General features: G+C 66.6%; 12 protein-coding genes. 2 read left to right on the top strand and 10 right to left on the bottom strand.

Features of this window, described 5'->3' with window-relative positions; translation table 11 throughout:
• Positions 1-6: 6 nt before the first annotated feature.
• The 6 genes from ACSUZJ_RS09715 to clpB form a co-directional block, all read right to left on the bottom strand.
• Positions 7-1,359 (bottom strand): 23S rRNA (adenine(2030)-N(6))-methyltransferase RlmJ, encoded by a 1,353-nt coding sequence (locus tag ACSUZJ_RS09715; RefSeq protein WP_499415569.1) that lies wholly within the window; start codon positions 1,357-1,359, stop codon positions 7-9.
• Between the two features lie 174 nt (positions 1,360-1,533).
• The gene (aceA, locus tag ACSUZJ_RS09710) at positions 1,534-2,832 is read right to left on the bottom strand and encodes an isocitrate lyase (RefSeq protein ID WP_499415567.1); all 1,299 of its coding nucleotides are present in this window, start codon (positions 2,830-2,832) and stop codon (positions 1,534-1,536) included.
• Positions 2,833-3,299: 467 nt separating this feature from the next.
• Positions 3,300-4,499, bottom strand: a complete 1,200-nt coding sequence (locus tag ACSUZJ_RS09705) for an MFS transporter (RefSeq protein ID WP_499415565.1) — start codon at positions 4,497-4,499, stop codon at positions 3,300-3,302.
• 136 nt (positions 4,500-4,635) lie between these two features.
• A complete protein-coding gene (locus ACSUZJ_RS09700; RefSeq protein WP_499415563.1) occupies positions 4,636-6,027 on the bottom strand; it encodes an alpha/beta hydrolase in 1,392 nt (463 codons plus the stop codon).
• A gap of 281 nt (positions 6,028-6,308) precedes the next feature.
• Positions 6,309-6,530, bottom strand: coding sequence for a hypothetical protein (locus ACSUZJ_RS09695; protein WP_499415561.1), 222 nt, complete (start codon positions 6,528-6,530; stop codon positions 6,309-6,311).
• 108 nt (positions 6,531-6,638) lie between these two features.
• The gene (gene clpB / locus ACSUZJ_RS09690; protein WP_499415559.1) at positions 6,639-9,254 is read right to left on the bottom strand and encodes an ATP-dependent chaperone ClpB; all 2,616 of its coding nucleotides are present in this window, start codon (positions 9,252-9,254) and stop codon (positions 6,639-6,641) included.
• 201 nt (positions 9,255-9,455) lie between these two features.
• Here clpB and ACSUZJ_RS09685 point away from each other — a divergent pair, with 201 nt between their 5' ends.
• Together ACSUZJ_RS09685 and ACSUZJ_RS09680 are read left to right on the top strand one after the other, a co-directional pair.
• Positions 9,456-9,869, top strand: a complete 414-nt coding sequence (locus ACSUZJ_RS09685) for a tellurite resistance TerB family protein (protein ID WP_499415557.1) — start codon at positions 9,456-9,458, stop codon at positions 9,867-9,869.
• A gap of 4 nt (positions 9,870-9,873) precedes the next feature.
• Positions 9,874-10,854 (top strand): TerC family protein, encoded by a 981-nt coding sequence (locus ACSUZJ_RS09680; RefSeq protein ID WP_499415555.1) that lies wholly within the window; start codon positions 9,874-9,876, stop codon positions 10,852-10,854.
• A gap of 57 nt (positions 10,855-10,911) precedes the next feature.
• Here ACSUZJ_RS09680 and yiaA read toward each other — a convergent pair whose 3' ends face one another.
• The 4 genes from yiaA to ACSUZJ_RS09660 form a co-directional block, all read right to left on the bottom strand.
• Positions 10,912-11,346 carry an inner membrane protein YiaA gene (gene yiaA / locus ACSUZJ_RS09675; protein WP_499415553.1) on the bottom strand — a complete coding sequence of 145 codons (435 nt, stop codon included), beginning with the start codon at positions 11,344-11,346 and terminating at the stop codon, positions 10,912-10,914.
• Between the two features lie 106 nt (positions 11,347-11,452).
• Positions 11,453-11,827, bottom strand: a complete 375-nt coding sequence (gene crcB, locus ACSUZJ_RS09670) for a fluoride efflux transporter CrcB (RefSeq protein ID WP_499415551.1) — start codon at positions 11,825-11,827, stop codon at positions 11,453-11,455.
• Between the two features lie 10 nt (positions 11,828-11,837).
• Positions 11,838-12,296, bottom strand: coding sequence for a molybdopterin synthase catalytic subunit MoaE (gene moaE, locus ACSUZJ_RS09665; protein WP_499415549.1), 459 nt, complete (start codon positions 12,294-12,296; stop codon positions 11,838-11,840).
• Positions 12,293-14,938 carry a DUF349 domain-containing protein gene (locus ACSUZJ_RS09660; protein WP_499415547.1) on the bottom strand — a complete coding sequence of 882 codons (2,646 nt, stop codon included), beginning with the start codon at positions 14,936-14,938 and terminating at the stop codon, positions 12,293-12,295. The genes moaE and ACSUZJ_RS09660 overlap by 4 nt, the downstream gene beginning before the upstream one ends.
• Between the last annotated feature and the right edge of the window lie 91 nt (positions 14,939-15,029).

The following is a 15,029-nucleotide window of genomic DNA, read 5'->3' as shown; positions in this document are numbered from 1 at the left end:
TAGTATCTAGCCACGGTTGCCGCCGCGGGGACGGCCGCCTGCCGGCCGGCCCGGGCGTGCGCCTTCTCCGCCAGCCCCGCCCGGGGCCTTGCGCGGCCCCGCAGGCCGGCGCTGGTCGGCATAGCGCGGCTGCTTGTTGCCGCGTGAAGGGTCGAAACGCTCGTCGGGACGATCCTGGGCACTGTCGCTTCGGCGCGACACCGGACGCGCATCGCCGCGCTCCTGCCCGCCTTCGCCTTGCGGACGCGAGAAGCGCTTGGCGCGGCTCGGGCCGGCGGGCTTGGCGCTCGCCGGTTTGGCGCCGGCCGGGCTGTTCTGGCGGCCGCTTTCGGCCTGCCCTTCCGTCGAGCGGGTCGGCATGGCCTGGCCCGGCAGGCGCAGGCTGCCCGTGCCCGACAGCGGACTGGCGCGCCGTGCGTTACCGACCGGCATGCGGGCGCCGCCCGTGGCGCCGGTGCGCGCAGCCGCGGCGCCCGTCACCTGGGTGCCGCGCTCGATGACGAAGCTGGCGCCGGCGTCCTTGCCCAGCACCTGCACCAGCCAGGGCATGGTTTCGCGCAACAGGGGTTCCAGCGTATAGGGCGGGTTCAGGATGAACATGCCGCTGCTGTGCAGGCCGAAGCCGTCCGGCCCCGGCGTCGACACGGTCAGGGTGACGTGCAGCCATTCCTTGGCCGGCAGGCGCTTGAGCTTGTCGGCAAACTGGCGCGACTCCATGCGCTGCAGCACCGGATACCAGACCGCATAGATGCCGCTCGGGAAGCGGCCCAGGGCCTCGTCCAGGGCGTCGCGCACCTTGCGGTAGTCGTCCTTCACTTCGTAGGGCGGGTCGATCAGCACCAGCGCGCGGCGCGACGGTGGCGGCAGCAGGGCCTTCAGGCTCGCGAAGCCATCGCCCCGCTCGATGATGACACGGCGACCTCTAGCGCGTTCGCCCTGCTCGGCGCGGTGGGCCTCGGCCTTGCGGAAGTTGTCGGCCAGGATCTTGCTGTCGGCAGGATGCAGTTCGAACAGGCGCAGGCGGTCGTCCAGGCGCGTCATCTGGTCGGCGACGTAGGGCGAACCCGGGTAGTAGCGCATCTTGCCGCTCGGGTTCATGGCCTTCACCAGGTCCAGGTATTCGGCCAGGGGCGCCGGCACGTCGGTTCGGGTCCACAGCGGACCGATGCCGGTGTCGAACTCGGCGTTCTTGGTGGCCTGGGTACTGTCGAGCGCATACACGCCGGCCCCCGAGTGGGTGTCGATATAGGTATAGGCCGTGTCCTTCTGGTTCATGTACAGGTGCAGCTGCACCTGGACGAAATGCTTGAGGACGTCGGCGTGGTTACCCGCGTGGAAGGCGTGGCGGTAGCTCAACATAAACTGGGAATCCTAAAATCAAAGCGCCGTTCGGGCGAACGGCGATAACAGGCGTCATTATCGCCTAGAAAAGCCGGGCGCCCAAATTCGCAGCCCAAACGAAAAAAGCCGCAGGCCCGGTTGGGCGCTGCGGCAACTCTGGAGGTATGTCGTGGAGCGGCTTATGCGGCCTGCTTATGCGACCTTCTTCTCGTCGAAGAACTGTTCGTCTTCGGTCGAGCCGTGCAGCGCGGTGGTCGAGCTCTGGTTCTGCTGGATGGTCTGGGTCACGGCGTCGAAGTAGCCGGTGCCGACTTCGCGCTGGTGCTTGACCGCGGTGAAGCCCTTCTCGGCGGCCGCGAATTCGGCTTCCTGCAGCTCCACGAAGGCCGACATCTGGCGGCGCGCATAGCCGTGGGCCAGGTTGAACATGCCGTAGTTCAGGGCATGGAAGCCGGCCAGGGTGATGAACTGGAACTTGTAGCCCATCGCGCCCAGTTCCTTCTGGAACTTGGCGATGGTCGCGTCGTCCAGGTTCTTCTTCCAGTTGAACGACGGCGAGCAGTTATAGGCCAGCAGCTTGCCTGGGAACTTGGCGTGGATGGCTTCGGCGAACTGCTTGGCGAAGGCCAGGTCCGGCTTGCCGGTCTCGCACCAGACGAGATCTGCGAACGGGGCGTAGGCGAGGCCGCGCGAAATGGCCTGCTCGATGCCCGGACGGGTCTTGTAGAAACCCTCGACGGTGCGCTCGCCGGTGCAGAACGGCTGGTCGTTGGGGTCGATGTCCGAGGTCAGGAGATCGGCCGCTTCGGCGTCGGTACGGGCCACGACCAGGGTCGAGGTACCCATCACGTCGGCCGCCAGGCGCGCGGCGGTCAGCTTCTCGACGGCTTCGCGGGTCGGCACCAGCACCTTGCCGCCCATGTGGCCGCATTTCTTCACCGAGGCCAGCTGGTCTTCGAAGTGCACGCCCGCCGCGCCCGCTTCGATCATCGACTTCATCAGCTCGAAGGCGTTCAGGACGCCGCCGAAACCGGCTTCGGCATCGGCCACGATGGGCGCGAAGTAATCGATGTCGTCCTTGCCTTCCGACCACTGGATCTGGTCGGCGCGCATGAAGGTGTTGTTAATGCGGCGCACCACCATCGGCACCGAGTTGGCTGGGTACAGCGACTGGTCGGGATACATTTCGCCGGCCAGGTTGGCGTCGCCCGCGACCTGCCAGCCCGACAGGTAGATGGCTTTCAGGCCAGCCTTCACCTGCTGCATGGCCTGGTTGCCGGTCAGGGCGCCCAGGGCGTTGACGAAGGGTTCGTTGTTGACGAGATCCCACAGCTTTTCGGCGCCGCGCTTGGCGAGCGTGTGCTCGACCTGGATCGAACCGCGCAGGCGCACGACGTCGGCAGCGGTGTAGTTGCGCACGACGCCCTTCCAACGTGGATTGCTGTCCCAGTCATTCTGCAGTGCGGTGATCTGCTGTTCACGAGTTGCCATGTTGTTTCTCCTGATTAAGTAGAACTGAGATAGTGCTGAGTTGCGAAGCGAAATCCGTTGAACAAATGATAGCCCTGTTTGTGCGTAGCACAATAAGTCTTATATAAGACATCAAAAGATTTTTTTATATTGATATTCAAAGACTTGCAACGGACATTCCATGATACGAAAAGAAGTTTCTTAAAATGGAAGGGACATGCGCCGCACGTGCAGCACAGCGTTTCACGTTATGGAGGGGGCTTTTCGCATCATGAAATCCTATGGCGCTCATCAACAAGACAGCATACGGACAGATATTGCGGGGAAATTGCGTAGAGGCATGAACCGAGTGTTTCGTCAGCTGGCCGTACAGTGCAGACCACGGCAGGACAGGCAGGCATGCGCGGCCGATCCCCACCCGGGCGCAAACAAGAACGCGCACCGAGGTGCGCGCTTTCCATGCTGCGGGTAAAGCCCTGGACGAAGACTCAGGCTTTCTGGACCACGGTGCGGCGGGCATTCCCCGCCCCCACCGCGGTCGCGATCGCCAGCGTCTGGAACAGGGCCACGCCGATGAAGACCGCGGCCGGATGGCCGCCGTCCATCAGCGCGCCGAACAGCAGCGGGCCGACCGACATGCCGGTGTCCAGGCCGGAATAAACCACGCCGAACACGCGTCCGGTGGCGTTCGGCGGCGCGGCGGCGCGGATCAAGAGGTCGCGCGACGGGCCGGCCACGCCCGTGGCCAGCCCGATGGCGCCCATCACGACCACCACCAGCGGGCCCGGCACCACGCTTGCTGCCAGCAGCAGCGCCATGGCCGCCGCGAACAGGAAGGCGAAGGTGATCGTGCGATCGTGGTTGTGGGCGCGCGCCGCCAGGAAGCCGCCCGCCACCATGCCCGCCGCCGAGGACAGCATGAAGGTGGTGTAGGCGGTCGCGGCGGTCGGCAGCGAAATGCCGTACAGCGCCACCAGGCTGGTCGAGGAGAACGCCTGGATGCCGCCCAGCGCGACCGAGGTCAGGAAGAAGAAGCCGAAGCACATCCACACCGGCGGCAGGCGCAGGAAGGCGAAGGAACTGCCGCCCGCCTCGCCCGGCTTGGCCACGGTCGCCCGGTTCGGCAGCACGGCGCGGTTCAGGAACAGGACCAGCAGCATCAGGAAGGGAATCGCGCTGGCGGCCAGCAGCGCCGTGCGCCAGCTCGACAGGGTGGCCACGCCGGCCAGGAAGATCGGCGCCGTCGCCCAGCCGATGTTGCCGGAGATGCCGTGCACCGAGAAGGCATAGGCCAGCCGCTCCTTCGACACGCCATGGTTCAGCAGCGTATAGCCGGCCGGATGGAACACGGCGTTGCCGCAGCCCGCGACAAACGAGCCCAGCAGCAGCACCGCATAGCTCGGCGCCGACGCCAGCACCAGCGCGCCCACGCCCAGCAGGGCCTGGCCGGTGAACAGCACCCGGCGCGCGCCGACGCGGTCGACGATGAAGCCCGACAAGGCCTGGCCGATGCCGGAGACGACGAAGAACACCGTCATCAGCAGGCCCAGCTCGGAATAGGACAGCGCGAAGGCTTCCTTCAGCCAGGGAAACAGCCCGGCCAGGATCAGGTGATAGAAGTGCGACACCCCGTGCGAGGTGCCGACCAGGGCGATGACGCGGGCGTCCTGGCGCAGGCTTGTTGTCATTTTATGTTTCCTGGAAATCAAGACAGCTGCCAGTGTAGTCAAAAGCGCGCGACCTTGCTGGCGCCGGCCCGCTCTCCATGTGTCCGGATTTCCTGCCGGCCGGCGAGCTGCGCGCAACAGCGCCGACCGGTCCGGATCACTGCCTGCGCGCGAACGCGGCGATGCGCTGCAGGGCGGCCGGCGCGATGGTCTCCTCGATCGACGCGTACTCCGTTTCGCTGCCGGTCTTCGCGGTCTGGAACATGTGATTCAGGGACGGCATCACCGCCGACTCGATCTTCTCGTTTCCACCGTCCTTCAAGGCCGCGACAATTCCGTCGAGGCTCTCCGGTGGAACCTGGAGGTCCAGGCTGCCGTTCAATGCCAGGACCGGGGCACGCACCCCGCGCCAGTCGGGCCGCGGATCGGCCAGCAGCAGCCCGCGAACGAAGGGCTGCGCCGCCACGTCCACCGACAGCGTCCCGGTCCCGATCCGGTATTTCTCGATCAAGGCCTTGTCCCGCTCCGGCAAGGCCTTCTGGTAGGCCTTCAGGGCGGCAACCCGCGCCTCGCTGTCGGCATGCGCCATCACGATGTCGTAGAAACCGCGTATGTAGGTCATCAATTGCGCAGTCTCCTCCGGCGATGCGCCGCGGTCCTGGACCAGCAGGCGGTCCTGCAGCAGGATCAGCTCCAGCCCGGGCAAGCCGACCCCGCCCATCGAGACGAGAAAGTCGACGTCTGCCGGCTGGCGCGCGGCCACCCTGGCGGCGATCATCGATCCCTCGCTGTGCCCGACCAGGCCCAGGCGGGCGAACTGCCCGCGCGCCCTGACAGCGGCGGCGACGGCGCTCAGGTCGGCGGCCAGCTGGGGCTGGGTATGGCTTTCGAAGGCGCCAGTCGAACGTCCGACGCCGCGCTTGTCGTAGCGCAGCACGGCCACACCCTGGCGCAGCAGGTGATCGGCCAGCACGGCAAACACGCGGTGGCCTGCAATCTCCTCGTCGCGTGTCAGGGGTCCGGACCCGTGCACGAGGATGACCACGTTCGGTTTCGCGACGCCCTTGGGAACGGAAAGCGTGGCGCCGAGGGTCACGCCGTCCACGCTGCGGATGGCAAGGGTTTCCTCGGAATACGGAAAAGGCGCGACCGGGTCCTGCAGACGCGGCTTCCTGGGAAACGCGGCAACCTGCTTCAGTTCCAGCGGGAAGCTCGCGCCGCCCTGCTTCCACTCGGCCTTGAAGCGGTCGCCGAGCCAGGTCATGTTCATCTTGGCGAAGCCCAGGTCGAGTTCCGCCGTATCGCCCTGCTCCGCGATGCGCTTGACCGGAATGTCGTAGGCGCCCTGGTCGGGGCTGGAGAAACTGGCCCAGCTTGAACCGTCGGCACGTGTGAAGAGTTCGACTCCGCTCTTGAGCACCCGGCCGTCTGGCAGGCTCAGGTCGCCCATCCAGTGCCCGGGATGGTCCGCCACGACGCCGGCCTGCGCCCCGCCATGCAAAGCGAACAGGAAGGCCAGGGGGAGCAGCTTGCGGAGCGGAGTCTTCATCGGTAGTGCCTCGTCAAAGTGGAAATAGGAAGTGTCGTGGTCCTGGATGAGCAGCACTATAAAGTTGGCGACGAGGCAAGCTGGGCAGGATGAGACGAGTGGCCGAAAAATGGTGCCGAAATGCACATAATGACGACAGAACGTTGCTTGACGCAATAGCAAAGGGCGCATTGCTGCGCCCTCGTTGACCACGATGCCGGCACGGGTGCGATGGCCGCGCTGCCAACCATCACTGTCCTGCGGGGAGTCCGTTTCCCGCTACCCGTGCTTGTACGCCTGGCTCAGTTCAGCGCTTTGCTCGATGGCGAGGCAAACAGAACGATCAACCAGCCCAGGAAGGAGACGCAGCGCCAGATTCCTGCGAAGCAGAAGAAGTAGACGACCCACTGGGCCATACCGCGCGCCGGCCACAGCGCCGCACCGTGCAATAACAGGAGGGTCAGGACGGCGGTGACACCACTTACCGCTGCAACAAACCACCCGTTTCTTTCGAGCCTGGACATTGCCTTCCTTTCATTCGTGCAAGGGATATGTCGAGCCTAACCGAATGCGCTGCACTGGACAAGAAAAAAAGGGCGCATCGCTGCGCCCCTCTACCCGGCAAAACCGGCTTACTTCGCCAGCTCGACCTGCGGCTCCTCGCCGAACACCAGCTGACCGCCGCGCACGCGCACGGGAATGGTGTCCTTCGGCCCGAACTTGCCCGACAGGATGGCCTTTGACAGCGGATTCTCGATCTGCTGCTGGATCGCGCGCTTGAGCGGGCGCGCGCCATACACCGGATCGAAGCCGGCCTCGGCAATCTTTTGCAGGGCCGCGTCGTCGATGTCGAGCGCCATTTCCATCTTCGCCAGACGCGCTTCGAGGTTGCGCAGCTGGATCCGGGCGATCTCGCCGATGTTGCGCTCGTCCAGGGCGTGGAAGACCACGATCTCGTCGATACGGTTGATGAACTCGGGGCGGAAGTGTCCGCGCACCTCGGCCATCACGGCCAGCTTCACCACCGCCGGCTCGTCGGTGTCCATCGACTGGATCTTGTTCGAACCCAGGTTCGAGGTCATCACGATCACCGTGTTCTTGAAGTCCACGGTGCGGCCCTGGCCATCGGTCATGCGGCCGTCGTCGAGCGCCTGCAGCAGCACGTTGAAGACGTCCGGGTGGGCCTTCTCGATCTCGTCGAGCAGGATCACGCTGTAGGGCTTCCTGCGCACCGCTTCGGTCAGGTAACCGCCCTCCTCGTAGCCGACATAGCCCGGCGGCGCGCCGATCAGGCGGGCGACCGAATGCTTCTCCATGAATTCGCTCATGTCGATGCGGATCAGGGCTTCCTCGGTATCGAACAGGAAGGCGGCCAGCGCCTTGCACAATTCCGTCTTGCCGACGCCGGTCGGGCCCAGGAACATGAAGGAGCCGTACGGGCGGTTCGGGTCGGACAGGCCGGCGCGCGAGCGGCGGATCGCATCCGACACCGCGGTGATCGCCTCGTCCTGGCCGACCACGCGCTCATGCAGCTTCTCCTCGATGTGCAGCAACTTGTCGCGCTCGCCCTGCATCATGCGCGAGACCGGAATGCCGGTGGCGCGCGAGACCACTTCCGCGATCTCCTCGGCGCCCACCTGGGTGCGCAAGAGCTTCGGCTGGGCGTTGCCCTCGCCGTCGGCACGGCTGGCGGCTTCCTCGGCCTGCTTCAGTTGCGCTTCGAGTTCCGGCAGGCGGCCATACTGCAGTTCCGAGACCTTCTGCCAGTTCGACTGGCGCTTGGCTTCCTCCATCTGGTGGCGGATGCGCTCGATCTCTTCCTTGATGTGGGTGGTGCCCTGCACCGCCGCTTTCTCCGACTTGAGGATTTCCTCGTAGTCGTTGTACTCGCGCTCGAGGCGGGCGATTTCCTCGTCGAGCAGTTCCAGGCGGCGCAGCGAGGCCTCGTCGGTTTCCTTCTTCACGGCTTCGCGCTCGATCTTCAGCTGGATCAGGCGGCGCTCGAGGCGGTCCATGACTTCCGGCTTGGAGTCGATCTCGATCTTGATTTTAGATGCCGCCTCGTCGATCAGGTCGATCGCCTTGTCGGGCAGGAAGCGGTCGCTGATGTAGCGGTGCGAGAGCTCGGCCGCCGCGATGATGGCGGGATCGGTGATCTCGACCTTGTGGTGCAGCTCGTACTTTTCCTGCAGGCCGCGCAGGATGGCGATCGTCGCCTCCACGCTCGGCTCGTCGACCATGATCTTCTGGAAGCGGCGCTCGAGCGCGGCGTCCTTCTCGACGTACTTGCGGTACTCGTCGAGCGTGGTCGCGCCCACGCAGTGCAGCTCGCCGCGCGCCAGCGCAGGCTTGAGCATGTTGCCGGCGTCCATGGCGCCTTCGGCCTTGCCGGCGCCGACCATGGTGTGGATCTCGTCGATGAAGACGATGGTCTGGCCTTCATCCTGGGCCAGCTCCTTGAGCACGGATTTCAGGCGTTCCTCGAATTCGCCGCGGTATTTCGCCCCGGCGAGCAGCGCCGCCATGTCGAGCGAGAGCACGCGCTTGCCCTTCAGGGAATCGGGCACTTCGCCGTTCACGATGCGCTGGGCCAGGCCCTCGACGATGGCCGTCTTGCCCACGCCCGGCTCGCCGATCAGCACCGGGTTGTTCTTGGTGCGGCGCTGCAGGACCTGGATCGCGCGGCGGATCTCGTCGTCGCGGCCGATCACGGGGTCGAGCTTGCCCAGGCGGGCGCGCTCGGTCAGGTCCAGCGTGTATTTTTTCAGCGCCTCGCGCTGGCCTTCGGCGTCCTGCGAGTTCACCGATTCGCCGCCGCGCACGGCGGAAATCGCCGATTCCAGCGCCTTGCGGGTCAGGCCGTGTTCGCGCGCGAGCCGGCCGGCGTCGGACTTGTCCTCGGCCAGCGCCAGCAGCACCATCTCGCTGGACAGGAACTGGTCGCCGCGCTTCTGCGATTCGCGGTCCGCCAGGTTCAGCAGGGCCATCAGTTCGCGGCCCGGCAGCACTTCGCCGCCGGTGCCGGAAACCTTGGGCGAGCGCTCCAGGGCGCTCTTCAAGGCATTGGTGAGTCCACCGACATTCACGCCGGCGCGCTGCAGGAGCGAACGCGCCCCGCCGTCGTCCTGGTTCAGCAGGGCGGTGAGCAGGTGGACCGCTTCGATGTACTGGTTGTCGTTGCCGACCGCCAGGCTCTGGGCATCCGCCAGCGCTTCCTGGAGCTTGGTCGTCAATTTATCTTGCCGCATGGTGTTGCTCCCTAGTGAGTGTTCTTTAACTGGGAAGAAAATAGGGATGCGGGTGTGGTTTTCAAGATCGTCAACGCAAGCACGCAAGACAAACCGCAATACTTCGAAAAAACCTGAACATTCCTCAAGAAATCATTGGTTTTTCATTTGATCCCGGTCGCCTAAGCTGGAAGCCATCATCATTAACCAAGCGAGGAAACCATGCGACTCTGTGCAACCGATAGTCCCGACGCCGTCTGCCGCCTGCTGGCGCTGTCCATGATCGTGGACGGCCATATGGCGCCGTCGGAAATCAAGGCGCTGGAGCACAGCGCCATCCTGGAGCGGCTGGGCGTGGACGCCGACGCCTTCGACGACGCGGTCATGGCGCTGTGCGAGGATTTGCTCGAGACGGCACGGCGCCACGACCGTGCGGACATCGAGATCGACAACGCCATGCTCGACCGCCTGCTCGACGAGGTCGCCGATCCCCTGCTGCGCATGCACGTGCTGAAGGCGATGCTCGACATCGTCCACGCCGACCGCCTGATCGACAGCCGCGAGCACCTGCTCCTGCAGCGCGCCCAGCGCAAGTGGTCGGCGCCGTCGCCCAAAGAAGCCGTGACGGAGGGCTGACGCCATGGACTTCCTGAGTGTCGTCTGGCTGGGCGCACCGGTGTGGATGTGGCTGGTGTTCCTGGCTATCGTCGTCCTGCTGCTGGCCTTCGACCTGGGGGTCCTGAACCGCGATGACCACGTCATCGGCGTCGCCGAGAGCCTCAAACTCTCGGCGCTCTACCTGACTGCCGGCCTGGCCTTCGGCCTCTGGGTCTGGCATGGCTTCGGCAGCGAGAAGGCGCTGCAGTTCTACACCGGCTTCCTGATCGAGAAGAGTCTCTCGCTCGACAACATCTTCGTGATCTCGCTGATCTTCGCGACGCTCGCGATCCCGCCGCTCTACCAGCACCGCGTGCTGTTCTGGGGCATCCTGGGCGTGATCGTCACGCGCGGCATCATGATTGGCGCCGGCTCGGCCCTGGTGGCGAGCTACTACTGGGTGCTGTACATCTTCGGCGCCATCCTGGTCATCACCGGCATCAAGATGCTGTTCGTGGCCGAGAACCCGAACCAGGTGCGCGACAGCGCCCTGCTGGCCTGGCTGCGGCGCCACCTGCGCGTGACCGAGACCACGCACGGCCACGACTTCGTGGTGCGCCTGCCGCATCCTTCCCAGCCCGGGCGCAGGCTCTGGTATGCGACGCCGCTGCTGCTGGCCCTGATCATGGTGGAGTTCACCGACGTCGTCTTCGCCGTCGACAGCGTGCCGGCCATCTTCGCGATCACCAGCGACCCCTTCATCGTCTACACCTCGAACATCTTCGCGGTGCTGGGCCTGCGCGCCCTGTACTTCGCCCTGGCCGACGTGGTGCAGCGCTTCCGCTACCTGAAGTACTCGCTGGCGGCGGTGCTGGTGTTCATCGGTTCGAAGATCTTCCTGGGCGACTTCGTCTTCGGCGGCAAGGTGCCGGCATCCCTGTCGCTGGCGGTGACGGCGGTGCTGATTGCGGCCGGTATCGCGTATTCGCTCTGGCGCAGCAGGACGGATGCGGCGCACGGATAAGGCCGGTCAGCAGACCCGACCGGCTGGGGCAGGCGGCATCGGCCGCCTGCCGCCTTCTTATCCGGCCGAAACTTCACCGGAGCGGCCGGCGGGCGCGGCAGGTATGGCGCCGACGTCACGCACGTTCTTCTGCACGGCGACCACGGCAAACAGGCTCAGCAGGAAAGACATCGCATAAAAGCCCTTTTCGCTGCGCTCGAGCGTGGCGTTCCACAGGCCCACAGTCAACAGCAGCACGGCCGCCAGCAACGATACCCAGCACAGGCTGGCGTACAGGTTGGTCACGGGAATGCCCTCGCTGCGGTCGCGCACCGTCTTTTGCAGCGAGACGGCGGCGAACAAACCGTACATCAGCAGGGTCAGGTAATACCCTTTTTCGTTGAGCTGCATCTGGGCGTTCCACAAACCGATCAGGTACGCGATCGCGCCGATCAGCAGTGCGCCCCAGGAAGCGTCAACGAAGGCGGCGGTCGGGCGGTAAGCGTTGGTCATGGCTGGCTCCGGTTGTTGTCCAGCCGAAACTTTGCCCGCAGGATGGCCCGCCGTCCTTGCGCAAGAACAGCCAGCCGCGCAGTCAGCCCTGAGGTAAGACCTGCGGTCAGCCTCTGAGCGCACGCCAGGTCGCAAACCCGGCGATGCACAACAGGATCGACCCGACCAGGTGCAGCAGCGTGTGCGCCAGCGCCCAGCCGTACGCGCCGCGCTGCAGCAGCGCCACCGATTCGCCCGAGAAGCTGGAGAAGGTAGTCAGGCCGCCGAGGAAGCCGGTGACCACGAACAGGCGCCACTCGGGAGTCAAATGCGGATGGTGAGAAAAGAAGCCGAGCGCAATGCCGACAGCATAGCCGCCGACGAGGTTGGCCGCCAGCGTGCCGGCCTGGATGGAGGCGTGCACGTTGGTCAGCCACAGGCCCAGCCCCCAGCGCAGCCAGGCACCGATGGCCGCGCCCGCCCCTACCGCGAGCCAGCTCAAGCCCGGGTCCTCATGCGGTCTGCCACTTGGCCTTGGCGCTGTCGTCCGAGAGGCGTGCATCGACCCAGCGCGCGCCCTCGGGCGTCTGCTCCTTCTTCCAGAACGGCGCGTCGGTCTTCAGGTAGTCGATGATGAATTCGCAGGCGGCGAAGGCTTCGCCGCGGTGGGCCGCGCTGACGGCGACCAGTACGATCTGCTCCAGGGGCGCGAGCGGGCCGACGCGGTGGATCACCAGCGCGTTGTAGAGCGGCCAGCGGGCTTTCGCCTGCTCGACGATGTCCTCGAGCGCCTTTTCCGTCATGCCCGGATAGTGTTCCAGTTCCATTTCGGAGACGGAGGAGCCGTCGTTCATGTCGCGCACGGTGCCCACGAAACTCACCACCGCGCCGACGCGGGCGTCGCCCTCGCGCAGGCGCGCCAGTTCCTGGCCGAGGTCGAAGTCCCCGGCCTGTACCCTCACCTGGCTCATTTGCCCTCCCGTGCGGTGCGCATGATGAGCTGCTCGATGCGCAGCGCGGTGCGTTCGTCGACCAGTGCCGGCAAGGCGCACAGCTGGCGCAGGCCGCCGGCGCCCTTGTGGCCGGGCTTCTCGCCCGCCTTCAGGGTCGACTGCAGGGCCTCGACCTGGAGCTTGAGGCGCTCGCGCGCGAACTCGGCGCCGCTGTCGATGCCGTTGGCCACTTCCTGGCGCAGCAATTCCTGCAGCAGCGTGGCGCGATTCGTTTCGAGCAGGCGTGCATAGCCTTCGCGGTCGCCTTCCAGCGCGTTCAGCGCGGCCTCGAAGCGCGCGTCGAGCACCGGGTCGTATTCGCTGCCGGCCGGCAGCAGCGCCGCCCAGCGGCTGCGCCAGTCGGCGCTTGACACATGCTGGCCGGCCTGGGCCAGCGAATCCTCGAGCTCCTGGCAGGCGCGCAGCTTGTCGCGCAGGGCGCTGGCCAGCGCCAGCCCGGCGGCGCGGCGCGCCAGGTCGGCATGGTGCTGGACCTTCGCCACGGCGTCGTGGTAGCGCTTCTCGACGCGCGCCTCGTGCGCACGCGGCACCGGACCGATGGCGTGCCATTCGGCCGCGGCTTCGCGCAGCAGCTTGCCGGCGGTGGCCGGGGTGGCCTCGGGCGCGGCCGCTTCCAGGCGCGCGCTGATCGCTTCCTTGGCCGCCTCGTGGGCGCGGCGCTCGACGTCGGCGGCGTGGGCGCTTTCCTTGCGGCGCGCGAACAGGTCGTCGCAGGCGGCGCGGAAGCGCTGCCACAGCGCCTGCTCGGCCTTGCGTTCGAGCGGCAGCGCACGCGCATGCTCCTGCCAGCGCGCCTGGATGTCGCGCAGGCGGTCGACCGCGTGGCGGTCGTGCGGATCGATGGCGGCGACTTCGTCGATGAGTTCCTCGCGGCCCGTCATCTCGGCCTTGCGCTGCTCTTCGAGCGGCCCCTGCAGCGTGGTGAGCGCGGCGGCGAACTGCTGGTCGAGGCGTTTCTTGTCCTTGCGGTCGATCGCGCCCAGGTGGCTCCAGGCCAGGCGCAGCCGCTGCACGGTGCCTGCCACGTGCTTCCAGTCGGCTTCGCCCGATTCCAGGCGCGCGATCTCGGCGTTGGCTTCAAGCACCAGCGCTTCGCCGCGCGCCGCATTCGCGTGGCGCTCGTCGGCCAGGTGCTTGAAGTGGGCCGCGGCCGGCGCATAGGCCGTGGTGCAGGCGTGGTCGAAGCGCTCCCACAGGCTCTTCGGCGCGGCGCCGGACAGGCTGTCGAGCGCCTTCCAGCGCTCGCGCATGCTGCCTACCTTCTTGGCCAGCTCCGCCATCGGCAGGTTCTGCGTGCTCAGGGCCTCGACGGTCTTGATCAGTTCCTCGCGCGAGACATTCCCGCCCCAGCGCGCCCAGTCGGACAGGCGTTTCAGCTCGGCGCGCAGGTGGTTCAGGCGATCGGCCTGGGCTGCGGTCAGGCGCATGCCCCTGCCCTTGGTGTCCTTCAGCGTCTTGTCGAGTTCGGCGGCGGTGCCGAGCGAGCCCTGCTGCAAGGCCGCTTCCAGCGCGTCCATGGTATCGATGAAGCCCTGGTCGGCCCCTTTCGGCGCCGGTTTCGCGGCCCGGGTCGCGGTGTGCACGGCCGGGGATACCGGCGTCTCGCGCGGTGCGGGTTTAGCTTGACGCTCCGGCTGCGGCAGGCTCGCCAGCCAGGCCTCGAAACGCTCCTGCAGCGCGGTCGTGGCCGCGCCCTGGGGCAGCGCCGGCAGTTTCTGCCAGGCCTGGCGCAGCTTGTCGACTTGCAATTCGGCTACCGGCTGGGCCTGCCATTCGGCGAGCGCCGCTTCGCGCGCGGCAAAGGCGGCCTGGGTCTGTTCCAGCGTCGCCAGGCCGGCACGCAGGCGGGCAAGCTCGGCGGCGAACTCGGACACCAGGCTGCGCGGCAGCGAAGCCTGCTCGGGCGAGACCAGGGCGGCATCCTGTTCCTGGGCCATCCTGTCCAGTTGCGCCGCCAGCCCGGCGGCGTCCAGGTTGGCCGTCTCCAGGGCGCGCAGCGCGGCCAGGCGGTCGATCATGGCGCGCTGCAGCCCCACCTGGGCTTCGAGGCGCGCGCCCAGCTGGGCGCGCAGACCGGCGAACTCGTCGGCCAGCTCGGGAGCTGCGATGACCGACCATTTACGGTCGAGCTCAGCCACGTGATTGGGCGTCAGCAAGGCATCCTGCAGCAGGCTGCGCGCCTGGGCCAGGGTGGCCTGGCCGCGCGCCAGTTCGGCATCGTGGTGGCGGATCGCGTCCAGCCGCGATTGCATCAGCTTGGCGACGCGGCGGTCGGTATTGCGCATCGCCGTGTGCACGCGCTCGAGGGCGGCGCGGCTGTGGACATGCTCGGCGGCGGCCAGGCGCAATTCGGAAAAGTCGGAGTGGAGGATGAATTCCACGGCGCGGGTTTCATCGCCGTCGAGCTGGCGCAATTGTTCGGCCTGCTGCTCACGCCCCTGCTGGGCCGGCTTCGGCTGGGCCGGATGTTGCTGGGCGGCTCCCTGCCCGGCCGGCGCGACGGCCGCGCCCTTCGTGCCCTTGTCGGCAGGCTTGGCTGCCGCCGCGGACGGCGAATTGCCGGGTTTCTCGCCCTGACGCTTGAATAGGAATTCGAACATGATGAAATCGCACTTCCAAAACCCCCATCATAACAAAGAACGATGGCGGCTTTTTCGGGCGCACCCGACAGGTGCGCTGCCGGGCGGCGCG

Origin of the sequence: Telluria sp. B2, from assembly GCF_051789535.1 — a bacterium.
GTDB lineage: Bacteria > Pseudomonadota > Gammaproteobacteria > Burkholderiales > Burkholderiaceae_D > Telluria.
Note: the sequence above shows the minus strand (reverse complement) of the source record. Positions and strands in the feature narration are given on the sequence as shown.

What these genes read in the sequence shown, in the direction of transcription:
- ACSUZJ_RS09715 (WP_499415569.1), bottom strand. Translation starts at nt 1,359, where the DNA reads ATGTTGAGCTACCGCCACGCCTTCCACGCGGGTAACCACGCCGACGTC.
- aceA (WP_499415567.1), bottom strand. Translation starts at nt 2,832, where the DNA reads ATGGCAACTCGTGAACAGCAGATCACCGCACTGCAGAATGACTGGGAC.
- ACSUZJ_RS09705 (WP_499415565.1), bottom strand. Translation starts at nt 4,499, where the DNA reads ATGACAACAAGCCTGCGCCAGGACGCCCGCGTCATCGCCCTGGTCGGC.
- ACSUZJ_RS09700 (WP_499415563.1), bottom strand. Translation starts at nt 6,027, where the DNA reads ATGAAGACTCCGCTCCGCAAGCTGCTCCCCCTGGCCTTCCTGTTCGCT.
- ACSUZJ_RS09695 (WP_499415561.1), bottom strand. Translation starts at nt 6,530, where the DNA reads ATGTCCAGGCTCGAAAGAAACGGGTGGTTTGTTGCAGCGGTAAGTGGT.
- clpB (WP_499415559.1), bottom strand. Translation starts at nt 9,254, where the DNA reads ATGCGGCAAGATAAATTGACGACCAAGCTCCAGGAAGCGCTGGCGGAT.
- ACSUZJ_RS09685 (WP_499415557.1), top strand. Translation starts at nt 9,456, where the DNA reads ATGCGACTCTGTGCAACCGATAGTCCCGACGCCGTCTGCCGCCTGCTG.
- ACSUZJ_RS09680 (WP_499415555.1), top strand. Translation starts at nt 9,874, where the DNA reads ATGGACTTCCTGAGTGTCGTCTGGCTGGGCGCACCGGTGTGGATGTGG.
- yiaA (WP_499415553.1), bottom strand. Translation starts at nt 11,346, where the DNA reads ATGACCAACGCTTACCGCCCGACCGCCGCCTTCGTTGACGCTTCCTGG.
- moaE (WP_499415549.1), bottom strand. Translation starts at nt 12,296, where the DNA reads ATGAGCCAGGTGAGGGTACAGGCCGGGGACTTCGACCTCGGCCAGGAA.
- ACSUZJ_RS09660 (WP_499415547.1), bottom strand. Translation starts at nt 14,938, where the DNA reads ATGTTCGAATTCCTATTCAAGCGTCAGGGCGAGAAACCCGGCAATTCG.